This is a genomic window from Pseudomonas sp. (genome assembly GCF_035277045.1).
In the GTDB taxonomy this organism is placed as follows: Bacteria; Pseudomonadota; Gammaproteobacteria; order Pseudomonadales; family Pseudomonadaceae; genus Aquipseudomonas.
In genome coordinates this window covers 36,773-59,611 of sequence record NZ_DATELE010000021.1, presented here as the reverse complement: position 1 = coordinate 59,611, position 22,839 = coordinate 36,773, and the positions used below count along the sequence as shown (strand labels likewise).

The 22,839-nt window shown below is 62.7% G+C and carries 20 protein-coding genes; 15 read left to right on the top strand and 5 right to left on the bottom strand.

Features of this window, described 5'->3' with window-relative positions:
- Positions 1-12 precede the first annotated feature (12 nt).
- From VJS90_RS01050 to VJS90_RS01030, 5 genes are all read left to right on the top strand, one after another.
- Complete coding sequence (locus VJS90_RS01050; RefSeq protein ID WP_324118199.1) at positions 13-4,671, top strand: immunoglobulin-like domain-containing protein; 4,659 nt, start codon at positions 13-15, stop codon at positions 4,669-4,671.
- Between the two features lie 484 nt (positions 4,672-5,155).
- Entirely contained in the window at positions 5,156-6,055 is a 900-nt protein-coding gene (locus tag VJS90_RS01045; RefSeq protein WP_324118198.1) for a TauD/TfdA family dioxygenase, read from the top strand.
- 18 nt (positions 6,056-6,073) lie between these two features.
- Positions 6,074-7,093 (top strand): ABC transporter substrate-binding protein, encoded by a 1,020-nt coding sequence (locus VJS90_RS01040; protein WP_324118197.1) that lies wholly within the window; start codon positions 6,074-6,076, stop codon positions 7,091-7,093.
- A gap of 5 nt (positions 7,094-7,098) precedes the next feature.
- The gene (locus VJS90_RS01035; RefSeq protein ID WP_324118196.1) at positions 7,099-7,962 is read left to right on the top strand and encodes an ABC transporter ATP-binding protein; all 864 of its coding nucleotides are present in this window, start codon (positions 7,099-7,101) and stop codon (positions 7,960-7,962) included.
- A 15-nt stretch (positions 7,963-7,977) separates the two neighbouring features.
- On the top strand, positions 7,978-8,841 hold the full coding sequence (locus VJS90_RS01030; RefSeq protein ID WP_324118195.1) for an ABC transporter permease: 864 nt from the start codon (positions 7,978-7,980) through the stop codon (positions 8,839-8,841).
- On the opposite strand, the gene VJS90_RS01025 is transcribed toward VJS90_RS01030, so the two are convergent.
- Positions 8,838-9,395: a WYL domain-containing protein gene (locus VJS90_RS01025; protein WP_324118194.1), complete on the bottom strand. Its 558-nt coding sequence runs from the start codon at positions 9,393-9,395 to the stop codon at positions 8,838-8,840. The genes VJS90_RS01030 and VJS90_RS01025 overlap by 4 nt on opposite strands.
- 207 nt (positions 9,396-9,602) lie before the next feature.
- Between VJS90_RS01025 and VJS90_RS01020 the strand changes: the two genes are divergently transcribed.
- From VJS90_RS01020 to VJS90_RS00995, 6 genes are all read left to right on the top strand, one after another.
- A complete protein-coding gene (locus VJS90_RS01020; RefSeq protein ID WP_324118193.1) occupies positions 9,603-10,415 on the top strand; it encodes a tetratricopeptide repeat protein in 813 nt (270 codons plus the stop codon).
- Between the two features lie 125 nt (positions 10,416-10,540).
- Positions 10,541-10,993 carry a MarR family winged helix-turn-helix transcriptional regulator gene (locus tag VJS90_RS01015; RefSeq protein ID WP_324118192.1) on the top strand — a complete coding sequence of 151 codons (453 nt, stop codon included), beginning with the start codon at positions 10,541-10,543 and terminating at the stop codon, positions 10,991-10,993.
- Positions 10,990-13,080 carry an FUSC family protein gene (locus VJS90_RS01010; protein ID WP_324118191.1) on the top strand — a complete coding sequence of 697 codons (2,091 nt, stop codon included), beginning with the start codon at positions 10,990-10,992 and terminating at the stop codon, positions 13,078-13,080. Before VJS90_RS01015 ends, VJS90_RS01010 begins: the two co-directional genes overlap by 4 nt.
- Positions 13,077-13,289 (top strand): DUF1656 domain-containing protein, encoded by a 213-nt coding sequence (locus VJS90_RS01005; protein ID WP_324118190.1) that lies wholly within the window; start codon positions 13,077-13,079, stop codon positions 13,287-13,289. Before VJS90_RS01010 ends, VJS90_RS01005 begins: the two co-directional genes overlap by 4 nt.
- Positions 13,286-14,161 carry an HlyD family secretion protein gene (locus VJS90_RS01000; RefSeq protein ID WP_324118189.1) on the top strand — a complete coding sequence of 292 codons (876 nt, stop codon included), beginning with the start codon at positions 13,286-13,288 and terminating at the stop codon, positions 14,159-14,161. The genes VJS90_RS01005 and VJS90_RS01000 overlap by 4 nt, the downstream gene beginning before the upstream one ends.
- Complete coding sequence (locus VJS90_RS00995) at positions 14,158-15,573, top strand: TolC family protein (protein WP_324118188.1); 1,416 nt, start codon at positions 14,158-14,160, stop codon at positions 15,571-15,573. The genes VJS90_RS01000 and VJS90_RS00995 overlap by 4 nt, the downstream gene beginning before the upstream one ends.
- Before the next feature lie 22 nt (positions 15,574-15,595).
- Here VJS90_RS00995 and VJS90_RS00990 read toward each other — a convergent pair whose 3' ends face one another.
- On the bottom strand, positions 15,596-16,537 hold the full coding sequence (locus VJS90_RS00990) for an RHS repeat-associated core domain-containing protein (RefSeq protein ID WP_324118187.1): 942 nt from the start codon (positions 16,535-16,537) through the stop codon (positions 15,596-15,598).
- Positions 16,538-16,584: 47 nt separating this feature from the next.
- Positions 16,585-17,574 (bottom strand): RHS repeat-associated core domain-containing protein, encoded by a 990-nt coding sequence (locus tag VJS90_RS00985; protein WP_324118186.1) that lies wholly within the window; start codon positions 17,572-17,574, stop codon positions 16,585-16,587.
- Between the two features lie 958 nt (positions 17,575-18,532).
- On the opposite strand from VJS90_RS00985, the gene VJS90_RS00980 reads away from it, so the two are divergent.
- From VJS90_RS00980 to VJS90_RS00970, 3 genes are all read left to right on the top strand, one after another.
- Positions 18,533-18,778 (top strand): hypothetical protein, encoded by a 246-nt coding sequence (locus VJS90_RS00980; RefSeq protein ID WP_324118185.1) that lies wholly within the window; start codon positions 18,533-18,535, stop codon positions 18,776-18,778.
- A gap of 25 nt (positions 18,779-18,803) precedes the next feature.
- Positions 18,804-19,055: a DUF3077 domain-containing protein gene (locus VJS90_RS00975; protein WP_324118184.1), complete on the top strand. Its 252-nt coding sequence runs from the start codon at positions 18,804-18,806 to the stop codon at positions 19,053-19,055.
- A gap of 499 nt (positions 19,056-19,554) precedes the next feature.
- A complete protein-coding gene (locus VJS90_RS00970) occupies positions 19,555-20,016 on the top strand; it encodes a YaiI/YqxD family protein (protein WP_324118183.1) in 462 nt (153 codons plus the stop codon).
- Positions 20,017-20,225: 209 nt separating this feature from the next.
- On the opposite strand, the gene elbB is transcribed toward VJS90_RS00970, so the two are convergent.
- Positions 20,226-20,894 carry an isoprenoid biosynthesis glyoxalase ElbB gene (gene elbB / locus VJS90_RS00965; RefSeq protein ID WP_324118182.1) on the bottom strand — a complete coding sequence of 223 codons (669 nt, stop codon included), beginning with the start codon at positions 20,892-20,894 and terminating at the stop codon, positions 20,226-20,228.
- A gap of 85 nt (positions 20,895-20,979) precedes the next feature.
- The gene (locus VJS90_RS00960; RefSeq protein WP_324118181.1) at positions 20,980-21,621 is read right to left on the bottom strand and encodes a DedA family protein; all 642 of its coding nucleotides are present in this window, start codon (positions 21,619-21,621) and stop codon (positions 20,980-20,982) included.
- A gap of 206 nt (positions 21,622-21,827) precedes the next feature.
- Here VJS90_RS00960 and hemB point away from each other — a divergent pair, with 206 nt between their 5' ends.
- The gene (hemB, locus tag VJS90_RS00955) at positions 21,828-22,838 is read left to right on the top strand and encodes a porphobilinogen synthase (RefSeq protein ID WP_324118180.1); all 1,011 of its coding nucleotides are present in this window, start codon (positions 21,828-21,830) and stop codon (positions 22,836-22,838) included.
- Position 22,839: the final 1 nt, after the last annotated feature.

Below are 22,839 nucleotides of genomic sequence, written 5' to 3'. Positions count from 1 at the left end.
GGCGATGCCACCGTGCAGGTCAAGGACACCATCGATGAGGTCAAGGCCACGCTGACCGTGGACAACACCACTGTCACCGAAGGCGGCACGATCACCTACACCGTGACCCTGAGCAACGACAAGCTGTCGGTGCTCGACCACAAGGGCCTGGTGTTTACCCTGACCAACGGCACCCAGGTGGTCGTCGAGGCCGGCAAGGCCTCGGGCTCCGTCTCGATCACCGCAGCCGACGATGTCTACGTCGGTGGCCAGACCGCGATCAGCAAGAGCATCACCAGCGTCACCGGTGACGAGCAGTTCGAGAAACTGACCACCACCGGCAGCGTGACCACCACGATCACCGACGAGGCTGGTTCCGGCACCCCGAGCACCCCAGGGCACGAAAACCAGGGCGACCTGGTCAAGGTCACCATCACCGCCAACCAGACCACGGTCGACGAGGCCACCAAGCCCACCTACACCATCACCCTGAACCGTGAAGTGAAAGACCCCGTCACCGTTACCCTGAGCAACGGCGACAAGGTCGAGTTCGCGGCCAACGAGACCAGCAAAAGCTACACCGGCAAGGCGCAGGGCGATGACGTCTTCAATGACTCGGGCAGCCTCAGCGTCGGCATCACCAGCGCCGTGGTCGAAGGCAAGACCTTCGAGAACCTGCAGTTCAGCGACCCGGCAGTCGTGCACGTGACCGACACCATTAGCCTGGTCACCGCCGTACTGAGCGTGGACACCAACAGCGTCACTGAAGGCGGTGACATCACCTACACCGTGACCTTGGTCAGCCAGGATCCGAAGCTGTCGGTGAAGGAACACGCCGGCCTGACCTTCACCCTGACCGACGGTACCGTGGTGACCATCGCTGCCGGCAAGGACAGCGGCAAGGCCACCATCACCGCGCCGGATGACGTTTTCACAGGCGGTCTGGCCACCATCTCCAAGCAGATCGTAACTGTCACAGGCGGCAGCGAATTCGAGACCCTGGTGCTGGGCCGGACCGAGGTAAGAACGGCCGTGACCGACGAGCCGGGCAGTGGCACTGGCGACGTCGTTGGCAACACCGGCGACAAGTTCACCGTCACGATCGTGGGTATGGGCGACGTTTACGAGAACGAGCAAGCGAGCTTCCTGATCAAGCTGAGCCAGAAGCTCGACCAGGCGCTCACCCTCAAACTGAGCAACAACGAGACCGTCGTTATCGCGGCAAATACCGATGAGTACGTCTACCTTGCTCCAGCCCAGGGTGACGACGTGTACAAGGATGCGGGCCCGCTGGTGGTCGGCATCGACAGGGCGACCGTCGTTGGCAAGCAGTTCGAGAATCTGGTGATCGGAGGCGCTGCGACGGTCAACGTCAAGGACACCATCGACACCGTCTTCGCCAAGATCAGCATTGATGGCAACAGCTCGGTCACCGAAGGCGGAACGCTGACCTACAAGGTCGAACTCGTGAACGCGGCAGGCGAGCTTGTCAAGGTCCCCGATGGCAAGTCGGTGACTGTGGACCTGACCTGGAACGATAAGACCACGGCGGATGATTACAAAGGCAGCCTGCCGACCAGCGTGACCATCAATGGTGGTAACACCAATGTGAAGTTCTCGGTAGTCACTATCGACGACACCAAGGTAGAAGGCGATGAGACGCTTATCGCCACCATCAAGAAGGTGACCGATACCAACAACGTGTTCGAAAAACTGATCGTGGGCGATCAGAAAACGGCCACTGGCACCATCGTCGACAACGATCACGCACCCGTATCCAGCGGTGGCGCGGTTACCGGTACCGAAGACTCCACCTACGTCTTCAAGTGGACCGACTTCAATGTCACCGACGCCGATAGCAGCACCGGCCTGAGCGTGGTCATCAGCCAGCTGCCTGTGGCGGGCAAGCTGAAGCTCATGGTCGGCAACACGTTGACGGACGTCACGGTGAACCAGCAGATCAGCCAAGCTGACATCATGGCCAAAAAGCTGGTATTCGTGCCCAACGACAACGAGTCAGGCATCAATGGCTATGGCGGCACCGGTGTCGGCAACATGCAGGCTGACTACGCGCAGTTCAAATACGTACCGAACGACGGCACCAATTCCGGCAGCGAAGCCACCATGAAGGTGGACATCACGCCTGTGGCTGACCAACCGACCCTGACTATCGGTGACAGCACCGTCAACTCCCAGGGCCTGACCAAGCAGACCTGGACCAGCCTGACCGGACTGGGCAACGGCGGCAGCGGCATCACTGGCAGTGATCTGCAAAAGGTGTTCGCCAGCTCCAGCAACGCTAACAAGTTCAGCAAGACCGAGACCGTGACCAGCGTCGGGTCCGCGACGGTCGCCGAAGGCAGCGGTTCCAAGACTTCGGGTCTTATCTACCTGGAAGCCGGCAAGACCTACACCTTCAGCGGCAGGGCCGACGACAGCCTGTTGATCAAGATCGGCGACTCGAAGGACATCACCGCCACGTGGGGCGGGGGTGGCACCTTCTCGGACACGTTCACGCCCGCCAAGAGCGGCTATTACACCGTGGAGATCTACCACGCCAACCAGGCGGGTCCGGGCAGCTATACCGTCAACGTCCAGGTTGACCAAGGCACGCTCAACATCCCGATGTACCCGACGCTCGCTGCACTCGTCGCGGCTGGCGTGAGCGTGTCCGACCTGCACGGCAGCAACAGCCAGGGCTACTACGATGGCTACAAGCTGAACGAAGGGCCTGAAAACGGTGTGGTGAAGCTGGTGGGTATCAGCACCCAGCTGACCGATACCGATGGTTCGGAAACCCTGAGCGTCAAGCTCAGCGGTATTCCGGCGGGCTCGGTGATCAGTGACGGCGCGGGTCACAGCGCCACCGTCGGCACCGTCGAGGTGAATGTGACTGGCTGGACGCTGGGGAGCCTGGTCATCAAGCCGCCGGCTTACTATTACGGCACGTTCGATGTGAAAGTCGTCTCGACTTCCACCGAAAGCGTCGGCGCTAGCTCGAAGTCCAACGAAGGCACCATAAATGTCACGGTTTACCCGGACAGCTACACCACCCACAACCTGACTGCCGACACCGACAACTTCACCGGCACGGTCAAGAGCGAGATCATCGTCGCGGACGTCGCGGGCCTGCACGTGACGCCGGGCAAGAACTACAACCTGGCCTTCATCGTCGATACGTCGGGAAGCATGGACCTTAATGGTGCGAAAGGCGTCAAGGCCGCTGTAACCGCCTTGACGACGGTGTTCCAGACATTGGCCGACAGCGTCAAAGGCGACACGTCGGGTACCGTGAACGTTCTGCTGGTCGACTTCTCCACTCAGGTCAACCGTTCGGTCTCCGTCAAACTCAATGACGGTGGCTTGCAGGCGCTGATCGATGCTCTGGGCAAAATGAAGTCCGACGGTGGCACCAACTACGAGGACGCTTTCAAGACGGCGGCCAACTGGTTCAAGAACCTTGATGACGCGGGCAACACGGGTACTGACCAGACCTATTTCATCACGGACGGTCAACCGACGTTCTATCAGGACAACGAAGCCCAGAACCCGTTGCTGGGTACCTCCGGCGTGCGGCTGGACTCGTTCCTGGACTCGATCAGCTACACCTTGGGTAAAACTGTCTCGAACTACGGGATCGCCAACGGCAACGCTGTCACCATCAAGTCGGATGGCTACCTGACGGTCTCGAACGGCTCGAATACCTGGTATGGCTATGTCCGCGCCGAGGGCAACGGTGGTTATGAAATCTCCTACCTCAACGGTAAAGGCGACAGGACCGACGATGCTACCTGGGACAACTCGTATTCCAGTTTTGCGCTGCTCAAGGCGCTGTCACCGGTCGTCGAGGCCATTGGCCTGAAGAGTGGGGTTACCGCTGACGATCTCAAGAAGTTCGACAGCGACGGGAAAGTCCAGACCGGCATCGACCCAACCGATCTGGCAGATGCCATTCTTGGCCACACCGAAATCAAGAACCCAGGCAGCGACACGGTCAACGGCGGTGACGGCAACGACATCATCTTCGGCGACATCGTTACCTTCCCATCGATTTCGGGGACCGGTACCGATGCCATCCAGGGGTATGTGGCGTCCAAGCTAGGTGTCGCTACTGGCGACGTCGACGCGCGGATCATGCACAAGTACATCTCGGAGCATGTCTCGGAGTTCGACGTCTCACGCACGAACGATGGTGGCGACAAGCTCTACGGTGGGGATGGCAACGACATTCTCTTCGGCCAGGGTGGTGACGACACGCTTGATGGCGGCAAGGGCAATGACATCCTGGTCGGCGGTACCGGCAAGGACATCCTGCTCGGCGGCGAAGGCGACGACATCCTCATCGGCGGCAAGGGCGACGACACCCTGACGGGCGGCAGCGGTGCTGACCTGTTTGTCTGGAAAGCAGGTGATTTCGGCGCGGACAAGATCACCGACTTCAAGGCCAGCGAAGGCGACCGGCTCGACCTGCGCGACCTGCTCCAGGGCGAGAAGGTCAGCACCATTGATAACTTCCTGAAGGTCACCACCGACAATGGAACCTCCACCCTGCACGTCAATGTTCAGGGCAAGTTCAACAGCGGCGGCGGTGATGATGTGACCATCAAGCTGGACGGGGTCAACTGGTCGAGCAATTCGATCAACTCGCTGGTCTCGGGTGCAGATCCGATGATCAAGGTCGACAACAGCTGATGGGTGGTCTCCGGCGGCCAGCGTGGTCGCCGGGGGATATCTTTAGCGGGGCGTTGGGCTGATGCCGGGTTGGGCCGGATTGAACGGGGGGGCAGGTTTTGCGGCCCCTCCGGGCCCGATCGCGGGACAAGCCCGCTCCCACACTGGTGAACTAACCCACAAAAGTTGGACTGTCCCCAAGACCTTGGATGAGCGTCCCAACTACCTATGGGCAATCCACCCTGTGGGAGCGGGCTTGTCCCGCGATGAGGCCGGTCCTGGCTACCCGTGGCCGCAGGCAGGTCCGCACCGGCAAGCCTGTAATCCCTCCATATCGTTATTCTTTAACGATATTTAAAATATTCCGCTTATGACTTTATAGTCACTCCCACTGCGTACCTGCCGACCAATCGGCGCGCCGCACGACTTGAACGAACACGGTACACCCGTGAGTTTCTGATCGTTGCGCGCCCTGAGATTGGCGTGCACAGCGTGGGAGTGAATCATGTCAGCCGCCTTGAACGCCTTGTCGTCCAACGACAGCGCACAGCCGCAAACCTTCGAAATCCGTCCGTTCGCCGGCGCCGTGGGGGCCGAAATCATTGGCCTCGACCTGGCCAAGGGCGTAAACGCCGAGGATTTCACCCGTATCCATCGCGCTCACCTCGACCATCATGTCCTGGTGTTCCGCGACCAACGCATCACCCCCGACCAGCAGATCGCCTTCAGCCGCCGCTTCGGCGAGCTGCAGATCCACGTGCTCAAACAGTTCCTGCTGACAGGGCACCCGGAAATCCTCATCGTCTCCAACATCATCGAGAACGGCCAGAACATCGGCCTGGGCGATGCCGGCAAGTTCTGGCATTCGGACCTCTCGTACAAGGAGCTGCCGAGCCTGGGCTCGATGCTGTATGCCCAGGAGCTGCCAAGCGAAGGCGGCGATACCCTGTTCGCCGACATGCACAAGGCCTATGACGCGCTGCCTGAAGCGCTGCGCAAGGCCGTCGAGGGACGCCAGGCGGCGCACTCCTACACCGCCCGCTATAGCGAGACCAAGTTCGAAGGCAATTGGCGCCCGACCTTGACCGCCGAGCAGTTGGCGCAAGTGGCCGAGGTGATCCACCCGGTGGTGCGCACGCACCCGGAAAACGGCCGCAAGGCGCTGTTCGTCAGTGAGGGCTTCACAACCCGCATCCTCGGTCTGCCAGAAGACGAAAGCCGCGAGATCCTGCAGCAGCTCCACGCCCACAGCGTGCTCGAGGAAAACATCTACCGCCATCAGTGGCAGCCCAACGACATGGTGTTCTGGGACAACCGCTCGCTGATCCACCTGGCCGCCGGCTGCCCTGCGCACCTGCGCCGCAAGCTCTACCGCACCACCATCCAGGGCGATGCCCCGTTCTGACGACTGAGGAATAACACCATGCGCAAATCCATCAGCCGCCTGGCGGCAAGCATCGGCCTGGGCGCCAGCCTGGTTGCCGGCAGCCTGGTCGCCCCAAGCGTGGCCCAGGCCGAAGGCGAAATTCGCATTGCCGAGCAGTTCGGCATTGTCTACCTGTTGCTCAATGTGGTCCGTGACCAGCAACTGATCGAGAAACACGGCAAGGAAGAGGGGCTCGACATCAAGGTCGACTGGGCACAGCTGTCGGGTGGCTCGGCCATCAACGACGCATTGCTGTCCGGCTCGGTGGACATCGCCGGCGCCGGCGTCGGCCCGCTGCTGACCGTCTGGGACCGCACCAAGGGCCGTCAGAACGTCAAGGCCGTGGCCTCGCTGGGCAACTTCCCGTACTACCTGGTCAGCAGCAACCCCAAGGTCAAGACCATCGCCGACCTGTCCGAAAAAGACCGCATCGCGGTGCCGGCGGTGGGCGTCTCGGTGCAGTCGCGCTTCCTGCAGTACGCCGCTGCCAAGCAGTGGGGCGACAAGGAATTCAACCGCCTCGACAAGTACACCCTGGCCGTCCCGCACCCGGATGCCACCGCGGCCCTGCTGGCCGGTGGCACCGAGCTGAACGCCCACTTTTCCAACCCGCCGTTCCAGGACCAGGTACTGGCCAACAAGGACGTGCACGTGGTGCTCGACAGCTATGAGCTGCTTGGCCCCAACTCGCCGACCCTGCTGTTCGCCACCGAGAAGTTCCGCAAGGAAAACCCCAAGACCTACAAAGCGTTCGTCGAGGCCCTGGCCGAGGCAGCCGACTTTGCGCAGAACGACAAGGGCGCGGCCGCCGATACGTATATCCGCGTGACCAAGTCCAAGATCGACCGCGCCGCGCTGCTCAAGATCATCGACAACCCGCAGTACGAATTCACCATCACGCCGAAGAACACCTACCCATTGGCCGAATTCCTCTACCGGGTTGGCGCCATCAAACACAAGCCTGAGTCGTGGAAGGATTACTTCTTCCAGGATGAACGCCCGCTGCAGGGGAGCTGATGCCCATGACCGCCCCATTGCCAGGCCACACGGCCAGCAACCTGAGCCGTGTCGATACCTCACCGCTGCTGCAGGTAGACAACCTCAGCCTGGAATACCGCACCGGGCAACACGTGGTGCGGGCCACCCACCAGGTCAGCTTCGAAGTGGACCGCTCGGACCGCTTCGTGCTGCTTGGGCCCTCGGGCTGCGGCAAGTCGACCTTGCTCAAGGCCGTAGGCGGCTTCATCGAGCCCAGTGAAGGGCAGATCCTGCTTGAAGGCCAGAAGGTCAAGAGCCCAGGCCCTGACCGCATCGTGGTGTTCCAGGAGTTCGACCAGCTGCCGCCCTGGAAAACCGTGAAGCAGAACGTCATGTTCCCGCTGCTGGTGTCCGGCAAGCTCAAGCGCGCCGAGGCCGAGCAGCGGGCCTTGCACTATCTCGACAAGGTCGGCTTGGCGGCCTTTGCCGATGCATACCCGCATACCTTGTCTGGCGGCATGAAAGCCCGCGTCGCCATTGCCCGCGCACTGGCGACCCAGCCCAAGATCCTGCTGATGGATGAGCCCTTCGCTGCCCTCGACGCGCTGACCCGGCGCAAGATGCAGGAAGAGCTGCTGTTGTTGTGGGAGGAGGTGCGGTTCACGCTGCTGTTCGTTACCCACTCCATCGAGGAAGCACTGGTGGTGGGCAACCGCATCCTGCTGCTCTCGCCGCATCCAGGCCGCGTGCGCGCCGAAGTGCACAGCCACCAGTACGATCTGGGCAGCCTGGGCGCGAGCGATTTCCAGGCCAGCGCCCAGCGAATCCATCGCCTGCTGTTCGATGAGGGACCGGAGCCTGCGCAGGCGCCGAAGCTGGATTTCAGCAACATCCGTATTGCCTACTGAACCGGAGCTTGTGCCATGACGACCACGCCTGCACGACAGGAATACGAGGTTCAGCTAGAACCCTTGCTCAGCATACCGCTCGAGCGCCAATTACCCCTGGCCCAGCGCCTGTGGCAGCAAGGCTGGCTGCGCAAGGCAGTGATCCTGCTACTACTGGCCGTGGTGTGGGAAGGGATCGCCCGCTACACCGACAACGACCTGCTGCTGCCGGGCTTCCTGCAAACGGCCGCGGCCCTCGGGGACGGGCTGATCACCGGCGAGATCCTCGACAAGGTCGGGGTATCGCTGGTGATCCTGCTCAAAGGCTATGTACTGGGCATCGTCCTGGCCTTTGGTCTCACCAGCCTGGCGGTCTCGACCCAGTTCGGGCGCGACCTGCTCGGCACCCTGACGTCGATGTTCAACCCCTTGCCCGCCATTGCTCTGCTGCCCCTGGCGCTGCTGTGGTTCGGCCTGGGCGACAACAGCCTGATCTTCGTGCTGGTGCATTCGGTGCTGTGGGCACTGGCGCTCAATACCTACGCGGGCTTTCTGGGCGTCTCCGAAACCCTGCGCATGGCTGGCCGCAACTACGGCCTGCGCGGCTTGCGGCTGGTATTGCACGTGCTGGTGCCGGCAGCGCTGCCATCGATTCTGTCGGGCCTGAAGATCGGCTGGGCGTTCGCCTGGCGGACCCTGATCGCCGCCGAACTGGTGTTCGGTGCCAGCAGCGGCAAGGGCGGCCTGGGCTGGTACATCTTCCAGAACCGCAACGAGCTCTACACCGACAAGGTCTTCGCCGGCCTTGCCGTGGTGATCCTCATCGGATTGCTGGTGGAGAGCCTTGTCTTCAATACCCTGGAGCGCGTGACAGTGCGCCGTTGGGGCATGCAGCGTTAAAGCTGGTACTGGGCGGCGGCGAGATTCAGGGTACGGGCGATTTCCTCGCGTAGCGGCATCGGTTGCTCGACCACCAGGTTGCCGCCCTGGCCCAGCAACCACCAGCGCAGCGCCACGCTGTCGCTGACGCTGGCCCTGACCCGGTGGCCCTGGTCCAGCGCGGTGAGCTGCATGTCCGGAGACAGCGGCGTCTCACGTAACTGGCGCGCCAGCTCGTCGCTGATCCAGGCTTGCAATTCGACGCCACCTCCGTGTCCCGGCGATACCGCCTCATTGCGCAGGTAACCCTGCAGGTCGAAGTTGCCCCGCAGGTCACCCAGCGCGTTGGCGGTCCAGTGCCAGCCAAACGGAATACTCTTGTCGTTGCGCTCAAGCGGAAAAATCAGCGATAACTCGTTGAGATCGCGTTCGATCGTACGTTTGCTGATGACAAAGCCCACATCGCGCAAGCGCCAGACCAGTTCGGAGCTGGTGATGCCAGGAGAACGGCTGGGCAATTGGCGAAGCAGTGCCCATTGACGGCTGAGGGTGGCGCGGGTGGTAGCAGAAGGCAAAAGGCAGCGTCCTTGTCTAGGCTTGCCGCAATAGCATGGCGGCAGTGGCAATGCATGGCAAATAGCCACTTGTCAGTTCAGATCAAGGAACTCGCATTTGGTTGCCTTCAACAGAATCGTTCGCGACGGGTTTTGTCGTCGCCTCGCGCAGAATTACGCCTCATCGCAACCAGTCATGGGGCTGCGGGTCGTTCAATGAGGATGAACATGTCTGCTGCCAGCAATGTAGTTTCGCTGCTTGAGCGCCTGCTACCCGAGCGGATCGTCGCGCTGACCACGCGCCCCCGGCAGCGGGAACGGCTGTTCGCAGGTGTCGGCATGCCCAGCCAGCAGGCCACCCTGGGTGAGCGCTTCAGCCTGCTGGACCGGCTCGATGAAGCCAGCGACCTGCAGCAGGTGTACCTCGACCTGCGCGGCCAGGCGTTGAGCGGCAGTGTGGCGGCGCTCAATGACCTTGGCTGGATCTGGCTCAATGGCAAGTACTGGCGGGCCGATCCGCTGCTGGCCAGCCACCTGCTGCGCATGGCCGCATTGCAGGGCAGCTCGGCCGCCTGGTTCAACCTCGGGCAGCAGCATTACTTTGGCAAGGGTGTGGGTATTTCCTACAGCAAGGCGGCAGAGTCCTATCGCCACGCCTTCGAGCGCGGCATGGCCCACGCGGCCGCGGCGCTGGGCGACCTGTTCGAGGAAGAAGTGGTCGAGCCGGGCGATGGCTGGCAGGTCGATCCGGCCGAAGCCTACCAGTGGTTCTTGCGTGGGGCGCAACGGGGCGATGCCCGCTGCCGTTTCGAAGTTGGCTATCGCTTGTTGCATGGCCTGCACGTCGACGTCGACGACAAGGCTGCGCCTTACTGGCTGGAGCTCGCAGCCGTTGCCGGCGTCATGCAGGCGGCCGAAGAGCTTGCGGTGCACTTCAGTGCCGTGGATTCCCAGCGCTACCTGCACTGGCGCGATCAGGCCATCAACCTGGGCAGCACCTTGGCACTGACCATGAAGATGGAAGACCAGCTTCAGCGCTGAGTCCCTTGCGTGCGCGCCTGCCGGGGACCGTGACACGTCACGTCCGTCGTACGCAGTTGACGACAGGGGGAGGGGAGGCAGTACTATTGATAGTTAGCAAACTATGAATATCACCGGTTCTCCAGATGACCCTTGATGCATTGCAACTGAATACCAGCAGCGGCATGGTCACGGCCGCCCGGCACTGGCGGCGGATCTGCCAGGCGACCCTGACCCGCTACGGTATCTCCGAGGCCTGCGCAGTGCCTTTGCTGATGATCGTGCGCCTGGGCGACGGCGTGCACCAGGTGGCGGTGGCCCAGGCCGCTGGCCTGGAAAGCCCGTCGCTGGTGCGGCTGCTCGACCAGTTGTGCAAGGCTGGCCTGGTGTGCCGCAGCGAAGACCCGCTCGACCGCCGCGCCAAGGCCCTGAGCCTCACGGCCAAGGGCCGCGACCTGGCCGAGTCGATCGAAGTAGAGCTGGTACGCCTGCGCCGCGAAGTGCTGCAGGACATTGCCCCCGCCGACCTTGAAGCGGCCCTGCGGGTGATCCGCGCCTTCGAGGACGCCGTGCAGCGCGCCCCAGGCGGGCTCGCATGAACGGCTTCTTCAGCTCGATGCCCCCTGCACGCGACTGGTTCTATGGCGTGCGCACCTTCGCCGCCTCCATGATCGCATTGTACATCGCCCTGCTCATGCAGCTGCCGCGCCCCTATTGGGCGATGGCGACGGTCTATATCGTCTCCAGCCCCTTCGTCGGCCCGACCAGCTCCAAGGCGCTCTATCGCGTGCTGGGCACTTTGCTTGGCGCGGGAGGGGCGATCTTCCTGGTGCCGCTCCTGGTGCAATCGCCGTTGCTGCTGAGCATCGCGATCGCCCTGTGGACCGGCACGTTACTTTTTTTGTCGCTCAACCTGCGCACCGCCAACAGCTATATCCTGATGCTCGCCGGCTATACCTTGCCGATGATCGCCCTGGCCGTGGTCGACAACCCGCTGGCGGTATTCGATGTGGCCTCATCGCGGGCGCAGGAGATCTGCCTGGGCATCGTCTGCGCGGCCGTGGTCGGGGCGATCTTCTGGCCGCGGCGTCTGGCACCGGTGGTGGTCGGCGCGACGGGTAACTGGTTTGCCGAGGCCATACGCTACAGCGATACGTACCTTGCTCGCCAGGCGTCGGCCGACCAGGTCGGTGGCCTGCGCGCCTCGATGGTTACTCTCTTCAACTCGCTTGAAGCGATGATCGGCCAGATCGCCCACGAAGGCGCCGGCCCGCAGACGGTGAAGAACGCCCGTGAGTTGCGCGGTCGCATGATCCACCTGCTGCCGGTGGTCGATGCTCTGGACGATGCTCTGCAAGCCCTCGAAACCCGCGCGCCGGCCCAGTACGCACGCCTGCAGCCAATGCTCGACCAGGCCCGCGACTGGCTGCAGGGCACCGCAGCGGATGCCCCGGTCGCCCGCTGGACGGCGCTGCGCGAGCAACTTGACCACCAGCAACCCAGCGCCGCTGCGCTGGACGAGCGTGCCGAGCTGCTGCTGTCCAACGCCCTGTACCGGCTGACTGAGTGGGTCGACCTCTGGCAGGATTGCTGCGCGCTGCAGCACAGCCTGCGTACCGACGACCCCGCGCCTTGGCGCGCGGTCTACCGCCACTGGCGCCTGGGCCGGCTGACGCCGTTCTTCGACCGCGGCCTGCTGCTCTACTCGGTATTTTCCACTGTCACCGCCATCATCGTTGCCAGCGGCCTGTGGATACTGCTTGGCTGGAACGACGGCGGCAGCGCGGTGATCCTTGCCGCGGTGGCCTGCAGCTTCTTCGCGGCCATGGACGACCCCGCCCCGCAGATCTACCGGTTCTTCTTCTGGACCCTGCTGTCGGTCATCTTCGCCAGCCTGTACCTGTTTTTCGTGCTGCCCAACCTGCATGACTTCCCCATGCTGGTGCTGGCCTTCGCCGTGCCGTTCATCTGCGTCGGTACCCTGACGGTGCAGCCGCGATTCTACCTGGGCACCTTGCTGACCATCGTCAACACCGCGACCTTCGTCAGCATCCAGGGCGCCTACGACGCGGATTTCCTCACCTTCATCAACGCCAACCTGGCTGGCCCGGTGGGGTTGCTGTTCGCGTTCATCTGGACGCTGCTGTTGCGGCCCTTCGGCGTGGAGCTCGCGGCCAAGCGCCTGACCCGCTTCTGCTGGCGCGACATCGTCGAGATGACCCAGTCCGCGACCCTGGCCGAGCACCGCCAGGTCGGCGTGCAGATGCTCGACCGCCTGATGCAGCACGTGCCTCGGCTGGCCATGACCGGCCAGGACAGCGGCGTGGCCCTGCGCGACCTGCGCGTGGGACTGAATCTGCTCGACCTGCTGGCCTACACCCCACGCGCCGGGCAGCAGGCGCGCGAGCGGCTGGAGACGGTGGTCGCCGAGGTGGGCGAGCACTACGCCGCCTGCCTGCGCGCTGGCGAGCGCCTGCATGCGCCAGCGGCGCTGCTGCGCAACATGGAGCGCGCTCGCCAGGCCCTGGCGATGAGCGACATGACGGACCGCGGCGAAGCACGGGTGCACCTGCTGCATGCCCTCAGCGGCCTGCGCCTGGCGCTGCTGCCGGGTGTCGAAGTGGTGCTGGAGCCAGCCGACCAACCCCCGCAACTGCCCCATGGCATCGACGGAGCGCCTCTGTGATCGGTGATCTGGATATCAGCGGGGTGTTCCTGCCCACGCTGCTGGTGATGATGGTCTTCACCTACCTGCTGTTCCTGTGTGTGCACGCGGTGCTTACCCGCGTGCATTTCTATCGCCTGGTCTGGCACCGGGCGTTGTTCAACGTTGCTCTCTACGCCGTGATGCTGGGCGTGGTCGATCACTTTTGCCGAAGCCTGATGCTGCCATGAAAAAACCTTTGTTGACCCTGGGCCGCGTGGTCCTGACGTTGTTGGTGGTAAGCCTGGCGGCCGTGCTCGTCTGGCAGATGGTCGTCTACTACCTGTTCGCCCCCTGGACCCGCGACGGCCACATCCGCGCCGACGTGATCCAGATCGCCCCGGACGTGTCCGGCCTGATCCAGAAGGTCGAGGTGCGCGACAACCAGGTGATCAAGCGCGGCGACGTGCTCTTCACCATTGATCAGGACCGCTTCAGCCTTGCCCTGCGCCATGCCCAGGCGACCCTGGCCGAGCGCCAGGAAACCCTGGCCCAGGCCCAGCGCGAGACCCGGCGTAACCGCAAGCTCGGCAACCTGGTGGCCGCCGAGCAGCTCGAAGAGAGCCAGTCCCGCGAGGCCCGCGCCCGCTCGGCGATGAACGAGGCGCAGGTGGCGGTCGACGCAGCCCAGCTCAACCTCGACCGCTCGGTGATCCGCAGCCCGGTCGACGGTTACCTCAACGACCGCGCCCCGCGTGCCCACGAGTTCGTCACCGCCGGGCGCGCGGTGCTGTCGGTGGTCGACAGCGCGTCGTACCACGTCGATGGCTATTTCGAAGAAACCAAGCTGGGCGGTATCCGCGTCGGCGATGCCGTGGACATTCGCGTGATGGGCGACAACACCCGCCTGCGCGGTCACGTGCAGAGCATGGCCGCCGGCATCGAAGATCGTGACCGCAGCAGCGGCGCCAACCTGCTGCCCAACGTCAACCCTGCGTTCAGCTGGGTGCGCCTGGCCCAGCGAATCCCGGTGCGGATCGCCTTTGATGAGGTGCCGGGTGATTTCCAGATGATCGCCGGGCGTACCGCGACGGTTTCGATCATCGAGGGCCAGCGCCCATGAAACGCCTGATGCTATTGGGGCTGAGCCTGTCGCTGGGTGCTTGCCAGATGGTCGGCCCGGATTACAAGGTGCCAGACCAGGCCGCTGTCCAGCGCAGCGACCTGAACGGCGCGCTGCGCCAGGACGCCGATAGCGTGGTGTCGGCGCCGGTGCCCGAGAACTGGTGGCAGCTGTACCAGGACCAGCGTCTCGATGCACTGGTGCGCCAGGCCCTCAGTGCCAACACCGAGCTGCGCGTGGCTGCGGCCAATATCGCCAAGGCCCGCGCCCAGGTCGAGGAAGCCCAGGCCCAGGGCGGCTTCAACGGCGGCGTGAAGCTTGCGGGACAGCGCCTGCAGGAGTCGGGCGAAGCATTCTTGCAGCCCGACAAAGTCCCGGTCGCCAACATCGGCGAGGCCATTCTCAGCGCCTCGTACCAGTTCGACCTGTGGGGCACGCTCAAGCGTGGCGTCGAGTCGGCCCAGGCCAATGCCGATGCCGTGCAGGCCGCCGCCGATACCGCGCGTATCACCTTGGTGGCCGACGTGGTCAAGGCCTACACCCAGGTGTGCTCGGCCAACGAGGAATACCACATCGCCCGCGAGTCGCTGGACCTGCAAGAGCAGGGCGTCAAGCTGACCCAGCGCCTGCGCGATGCCGGTCGTGGTGACGAAACCCAGGTCACCCGCTCGCAGACCCAGTTCAAGTCCCTGGGCGCCGAGCTGCCGCGCTTCCAGGCCGAACGCGAAGCGGGCCTCTACACCCTGTCGATGCTGCTGGCCAAGCCGGTCGACCAGCTCCCCTCAGGCACCGCCGACTGCGCCGAGCTGCCGCACATCGCCCAGGTCATCCCCGTTGGTGATGGCGCAGCCTTGCTCAAGCGCCGCCCCGACATCCGCCAGGCCGAGCGCAGCCTTGCTGCCGCGACCGCCAGCATTGGCGTCGCCACCGGCCAGCTGTACCCCGACATCAGCATCGGCGCCCAAGTGGGCACCATCGGCATCCTCGACAACCTCGGCAAGCCCTCGACCAACCGCTGGGGCTTCGGGCCCATGCTCAGCTGGACCGTCCCCACCAACGGCAGCCGCGCGCGCATCCGCGAGGCCGAAGCCTCGACCCAGGCCGCGCTGGCGCATTTCGACGGTGTGGTGCTCAACGCCATCCGCGAGACCCAGACGCGGCTGGCCCAGTACTCGGCGCTGCTGGACCGCCGTGACGCACTGGCCGAAGCCGAGCGCTCGGCCAAGGAAGCGGCCGAGCAGACGCACCGGTTCTACCAGGCGGGACGTGAGTCGTTCCTGGCGGACCTGCAGGCGACCCGGGTATACACCGACATGCGTGGACAGCTGGCGGCGGCGAATACCCAGGTGGCGATGGGGCAGGTGGGGTTGTTTCTGGCGTTGGGTGGGGGGTGGGAGAGGCCTGCGCAATGACCAGCCAATACCACCCGAGGGGTCATTTCTTCTTGTTGAGCCGATTCAACGATTTCTGACGGATCTCGTTATAGGCCTTGTCTGACAGTTTATCGGGTAACCCGCCCGTGAACGTCCTGATAGCGTCCATGGGCTGCATCGTTTTTCTCAACTGCGCCAACTGCTGGATACTGTCCTCTATGAATGCCCGATACTCAGGGTGATCTGATTTGTGATGGCCTTGATTCACCCGGGTATAGGCAGACCTAGGGTCACGTGGGGCATCGTTTTCGTGAGTCGATGGCATTGCGTTGCGTGTGGATGGGCCTGCTACAGGCACAGGCACAGCGGCGGCTTGAGGTGCATTGGCGATGGTCGCACTCACTCCGGCGCCGGGCTGGCGGGGGCGCCCCGCTTGAGCGATCGGATCGTGCCTGTGCGGGGTAGTACGGGAGGTGCGCATCACTGGGTTTTGAGGCGGCGGGGTTGTAATGGAATTCCTCCGAGGGGGCGTTACCCATGGCCTGAACATGTGGCCGGTTGGGTCATTACGGTTGATGGGGTCTCCCGCGCAGTACATGTAGGTATTGATGCCACCTTCTCCAAACGGGCTGTAGCTGTCAGGGGAATCGAATCGCATCGTGACGGGACTGAAGGCTCGGTAGCCATTGCCTAACAGATAGCACCCCGTTCGCGGATCCCGGGTTTCCCCATTGAAGCCTGCCAGTGTGTCCGTCACATTCTCGCTCGGGCTAAACCCAAAGGGCGTGTAGCTGAACGATGCCGAGTCCTCTCCCGCTTTGGCTTGCAGTACCGAGCTTTGTGAGTCGCTCGCCAGAAGCTTCGCGCTGTCTTTTCCTGCCTGGCGCTCTTGCTCCGCCAGAAGCTGATTCTGATTGCGCATCAGGGTGCGGCTTGAGGATGAGCCCAGCGCGGTGTGCAGTTGGTCGCCTTGGTAGAAGTGCAAATTGGTGTCTTTGCTCATGTGCGAGGTCCTTTAGTGTTGAAGAGGTATCTCTCTTGCTCGGTGGCTCACTTTTGTATACGGGATTCATATTCTTTAGACAGCCTCGCGCGCAGGCTTTGACTTGCTTTGGTGATCTCTTTTCTAATATTTCTCTGCATGGCGTCAGGGTACTGTATCTGCCAATCAATATAATCAACCATTTCTCGTGTGAACTGGTCTTTATGCATGCTCTTGGGGCTTAGCTTTCGGGTATTCAGGAATTCCTCGATATCATATTTGTTTTTCCATCCAAGCTCATTGGCCAGCGCTTTCCAAGAGCTGTTTTTTGCTCTGGTAGCGGGTTGGGTTGAAGGCACTGGAGGGATGGCTGAGGGACTTTGAGAAGTCGTTGCTTTGCGGGCGGTGTGACTGGAAGCATGCGCCACAAGCATCGTACTCGACGTGGCGGGGGTATATGGTCTGGGCGTGACGGCCGATGGCTGGGGCCTTGGCGTGCTGGGAGGCGCGGGAGACCTGGAAAGACTCATCGACTCTGGCACTAGCCTGTTCGCGCCAGGATAAGGGGAATATCGGCCTGCGCCTCTGTAGTAAATCATGTGGCCTGTAGGGTCCGTGTAATTTACCGGGTCCCCTGCGCAGTAGGTAAACGCGTTTATTCCACCCTCGCCAAAGGGGCTCAAGTTGTCAGGTGAATTAAACCGTTTAATTATCGGGTTGTAGGCGCGATAACCATTGCCTAATAGATAGCAACCCGTCTGAGGGTCGCAGTTTTCTCCGTTGAAGCCCGCCAATGCGTTCGCAGCTTCGTCGCGTGGACTATGCCCAAAAGCCGTATAGCTGAATGACGCCGCGTCGTGCCCGGCGTGGGTCTGCAGTACTGAGCCTTGCGCATCGGTAGTTAGAAGTTTTGTGTTGCTCCTCCCCGGCTGGTGCTCTTGCTCTGCCAGAGGCTGCTCCTGAGTGCGCAGCAAGGTACGGCTGGAAGCTGCCCCCAGCGCGGTATGCAACTGGTCGCCTTGGTAGAAGTGCAGGATTGTTTCTGTGTGCTTGTTCATCGTTGGCATCCTTTCGTGTGACGACGCTGCTTTGCGCAGCGGCTCGCCTACAGCGTCGGACTCAACCGGGGGGAGGTACAACTGGTAGAAGTGACAGGCGACAGGGAGAGTGCTGGAGGAGGCGGGCCAGGTGCAGAGGATGGTGCATGGCAACCTCTCTGCCCGGTAGCCAGGTCCTGTGGGACCGGCTGTGTTGTTCCCTGCCAGGATCGCGCAATCTTGTAATCTTGCGCCCCGGCGAGGGCTTCGCCCTCGATCGCGGCACAAGGCGCGCTCCCACAAGGGATCGCTTCGCGATCCCGGATACAAAGCTTGCGCAGCGGTTTTTGAGGACGCTTGCTGGCGCTACACGTAGCAGATACCTCACAGCCCTCAGCCCGGCAACGCCGGGCTCTGTGGGAGCAACTGTCTTGTACCGAAGTAGCCACAGTCCCCGGCCCGGCATCGCCGGGCCTGTGGGGAACTGTCTTCTGCCGAGGTAATCACAACCCCCGGCCCGGCATCGCCGGGCCCTGTGGGAGCGTGCCTTGTGCCGCGAAACGAGGGCGAAGCCCTCGCCGGGGCGCAGGGATATCGCGTTATGCGTTGCTGGCAGGGAACACCAAACTGATTCAGGTACTCATGGGCACAATCTGCGAAGGATGTAGGCCTTTTCGGAAGCTAGGGCCCCAGGTCTTTTTCTGAATGACGCCTCGGAAGTATCCTACACGCTCTTCGGAAACGTCCCGTTGTCCGGCAAATGTCTCAGGACTAAGGTCGTCGGGTCGCCTATATGGGCGATCGGGCGTGAGACACCCGGTTCAATACGGTAGCCCCCTTTATGGCGGTCGTGCGCGGGCAGGTTTCGGCCTGGCCGGGTTTACCCGTATGACCCGGGTCTCACCCCGCGTACGACTGCCACCCAATTCCGTGAGACGAGGAGGAAGGCAGTTCTCAATTTGCATACGGGAGCTCCGCAATGAAGAAAATCGTCCCCGATCCACCCTTCAAGCTCATCACCAGCCCTTATTTCTCCATCCACAGCGACCTGATCCCGCCCGACGCCCTGGCCCTGGCCAGCGAGCTGCTGCGCGGTGTCACGCAGACCATCGACGAACACTGCCGCTCGCGAGCGGGCGAGGGTGGCCTGGGCATGCTGTCCAACGCGTCGCATTCGGCCGAAACGGCCAGGTCGTTGATCGAGCATGCGCTGAACCGGCTCTGAACCTGACAGGTCAAGGAGTGATGAAATGAGCGATGAAACCAACGGGGCCACCACGGCCGGTGGCGAGACCTTCCTGGAGTTGTTCCAGATCCGGCCCGACATTCCCTTCGATCACGCCTTCGAAGAGCTGTCGGTGCTACTGGGCTGCATCAGGCACCTCACCCGTGAGGCGGAAATGGAGGGCGACCGCCAGGCGGGCAGCGCCGCGCGCATCCTGAGCGACTTCGCCAAGGCGCTGATCAACGACATGGAACGAGGGAGGTCCAGGCAGCGCTGAACCACCGCGCAAGCTACGACAGGAGTGAGCGAGGCTCACTCCTGTCAGGCTGTCTGCTCGATGAATTCCGGAAAGGCTGGCCAGCTTGGGAACATTCCTACAACTCCTTCGGAATTTTCGCATTGCCGGGGAAATACCCCACGCCTAACGTCCTGGGTTCATCTGAATCGGGAGCAGTGCCATGAAAAATCCTGTTGATCTTCCGCTTTCCCGCAATGCCCTTCCAAGCGACCTCAGCGCGACCGAAGCCTTGTCCCAGGCCAGTGCGTTGATCCAGAAAGTCTACGAGGCAACCGGCGCCTATTGCCGAACGCCGTCCGATGAAACACGGTCCGCGCTAGGTTCGGCCCATGAGTCGACAGAGGCTGCGCAAGTACTGCTGAGGCACGCGCGAAGCAAAATGTGAGTTTCGCCGCCTTCAGGGCGTCGCGCGTCGTTTGAAGCCAGGCGGGCTGCCAGTGATAATGGCGGCCCGATTCTCTTTAAGCAGAAAAAAGCCATGCGCGTATGGATCGATGCCGACGCCTGCCCCAAGCAGGCCAAGGACCAGGTGGTCAAATTTGCGCTCAAGCGTCAGCTCGAGGTGCTGCTGGTGGCCGGTCAGGCGCAGATCAAGCCGGGATTTGCTTGCGTGAAGCTGATTGTGGTTCCGGCAGGGCCTGATGCCGCGGATGATTATCTGGTCGAGCACGCGATGCCGGGTGAGCTGGTGATCTGCAGCGATGTGCCGTTGGCCGACCGGCTGATCAAGAAGGGCGTCGCGGCGCTCGACCCGCGCGGGCGGGAGTTCGATGAGCGCAACATGGGGGATCGGCTTGCGGTGCGAAACCTGTTTACCGAGCTGCGTGAGCAGGGGCAGGTTGGAGGAGGGCAGGCGCCTTATGGGGACAAGGAGAAGCAGGCGTTTGCCAATAGCCTGGACCGGATACTGACGCGGTTGGCGCGACAAGCCCACTCCTGACATCGCCCCATATTGTGGTGGCTTCTTCGCTGGCAAGCCAGCTCCCACAGGTACAGCGTCAGCCCCGGAGTCGCCGCCGAACCTGTGGGCGATTCCAGGGTGCATGGCAAACCCCACAGGTACAACGCTGCCCTTGAGCACGGCGCCGAACCTGTGGGAGCTGGCTTGCCAGCGAAGCGGCCAACACGGTACAGCGGGCCCTTCCGGAATCAGTCGTTCTCGTGGGTCAGTTCCAGCACGCGATCCACCAGTTTGTAGATCCCGCCCGCCGCTTCACTGATCGACTGTGCCAGCATATACGCCGGCGTGCTCACCAGCTTGCGCTGGGTATCCTCGACGATGTCATGCACGTCGCACTCTTCATGGGTACCGCCCATCTTCACCACGGCGGCGCTGGTATCGGCATCGCTGCCAATGGTGCAGACCACGCCCGGCCCGTAGATCTTGGCCGCAATGGCCGGCGAAATACAGATCAGGCCGACTGGCTTGCCCGCCTCGGCGAAGGCTTCGGCAAGCGCCAGGACATCGGGATGCACGCTGCAGTTGGCGCCCTCGACCGCGAAGTTGGAAAGGTTCTTGGCCGAGCCGAACCCACCCGGGACGATCAGGGCATCGAAGTCCTTCGCATCGGCTTCACGCAGGTCCTTGATGTCGCCACGGGCAATGCGCGCCGATTCGACCAGCACATTGCGCGACTCGGGCATTTCTTCACCGGTCAGGTGATCGATCACATGCATCTGCGCAATGTTCGGCGCGAAGCACTGAACCTGGGCACCACGCTGGTCGAGGCGCAGCAGGGTAATCACGCTCTCGTGGATTTCGGCGCCGTCATAGACGCCGCAGCCTGAAAGAATCACCGCGACTTTTTTCTTGGTCATGCTCACTAACTCCCATGTCGAGGCATCGGATGCGCTCTGTGTACTTTGAGCGCAACTATAGAGACGTGTTCAAACAAAGGGGCGATCAGGGGCGGTCTTGCCCTTCCTGGGCGTCGCGCGGCTCGGCATCCACCCGGGCTTTTTCAGCCTGGGCGTCCGCGGCTTCCTTGCGCGCCACGCGGGCGGCCTTGAAGCGTCGGCGCAGCCACAGCAGGCCGCCCAGCAGCAACAGACCGCCAAGCACCCAAAGCTCGTATTTCTTCACATTGCCCAGCAGCCCTTCGAGAATGGCGCCGAAGTGATAGGCCGCGGCGCCCAGCGCCAGGGCCCAGACCGCCGCGCCGATGCCGTTGAGCAGCAGGTAGCGCCGCGGGGGATAGCCGGACAAACCGATCGCCACGGGCATGACCGTGCGCAGGCCATAGACAAAGCGGAAGCTCAGTACCCAGATGTCGGGGTGACGGCGGATGTGCTCCAGGGCACGGTCCCCCATCAACTGCCAGCGCGGTTTGCGCGCCAGCAAGGCACGGCCGTGACGACGCCCCATGAAGTACCAGAGCTGATCCCCGGCGTAGCTGCCGAAGAATGCCACCAGCACGACAAAGTTGATGTCCATGTATCCACGGAACGCAAGAAAGCCTGCGAGAACAAGGATGGTCTCGCCTTCAAAAAACGTGCCGAGAAAAAGGGCAAAGTAGCCAAAATCTTGCAGGAATTGTTGAAGCATGTTGAGGGTGCTGGCGAAATGAACGCGCAGCCTACCCCTTCGCGCGCGCCGGGGAAAGTGTCCAAATGTGTCTCGACGTGAACAATTCCTACGAGGACAATGCTGCGTCCACAAGTCGCAGGGTTGCCCTTGCCTGTCACACAGGCGTCATAATGGCCGCTTATAACTGTCGCGCTCGCCTGTCCGCGCGAGCTCAGGAGTCTGCCGTGAGCTTTACCCCCGCTAACCGTTTGTTTCCTGCCACCCGCCTGCGTCGCAACCGTCGTGACGATTTTTCCCGTCGCCTGGTTCGCGAGAACGTACTGACCGTCGATGACCTGATCCTCCCGGTGTTCGTGCTGGACGGCGAAAACCGCCGCGAGGAAGTGCCGTCGATGCCGGGCGTTGAGCGCCTGTCCATCGACCTGCTGCTCGAAGCCGCGCAAGAATGGGTCGAGCTGGGTATCCCTGCGCTGGCGCTGTTCCCGGTTACCCCGGTCGAGAAAAAGACCCTCGACGGCGCCGAAGCGTGGAATCCGGACGGTATCGCCCAGCGTGCCACCCGTGCCCTGCGCGACCGCTTCCCCGAGCTTGGCGTGATCACCGACGTCGCCCTCGACCCGTTCACCACCCATGGCCAGGACGGGATCCTCGATGAAGAGGGTTACGTGCAGAACGACATCACCGTCGATGCACTGGTGCGCCAGGCCCTGTCGCACGCCGACGCTGGTGCTCAGGTGATCGCACCCTCGGACATGATGGACGGCCGCCTGCAGGCCATCCGTGAAGCGCTGGAGCTGGCCGGGCACGTCAACGTGCGCATCATGGCCTACTCGGCCAAGTACGCCAGCGCCTACTACGGCCCGTTCCGCGATGCCGTCGGCTCGGCGCTCAACCTGGGCAAGGCCAACAAGGCCTCCTACCAGATGGACCCGGCCAACGGCGACGAAGCCCTGCACGAAGTGGCCACCGACCTCGCCGAAGGCGCCGACATGGTCATGGTCAAGCCGGGCATGCCTTACCTGGACATCGTCCATCGGGTGAAGACCGAGTTCAAGGTCCCGACCTTTGTCTACCAGGTGAGCGGCGAATACGCCATGCACATGGCCGCCATCCAGAATGGCTGGCTCAGCGAGGCCGTCATCCTCGAATCCCTCACCGCGTTCAAACGCGCGGGGGCCGATGGCATCCTCACCTATTTCGCCGTTCGTGCCGCTCAATTGATGAGAGGGCAGTAAC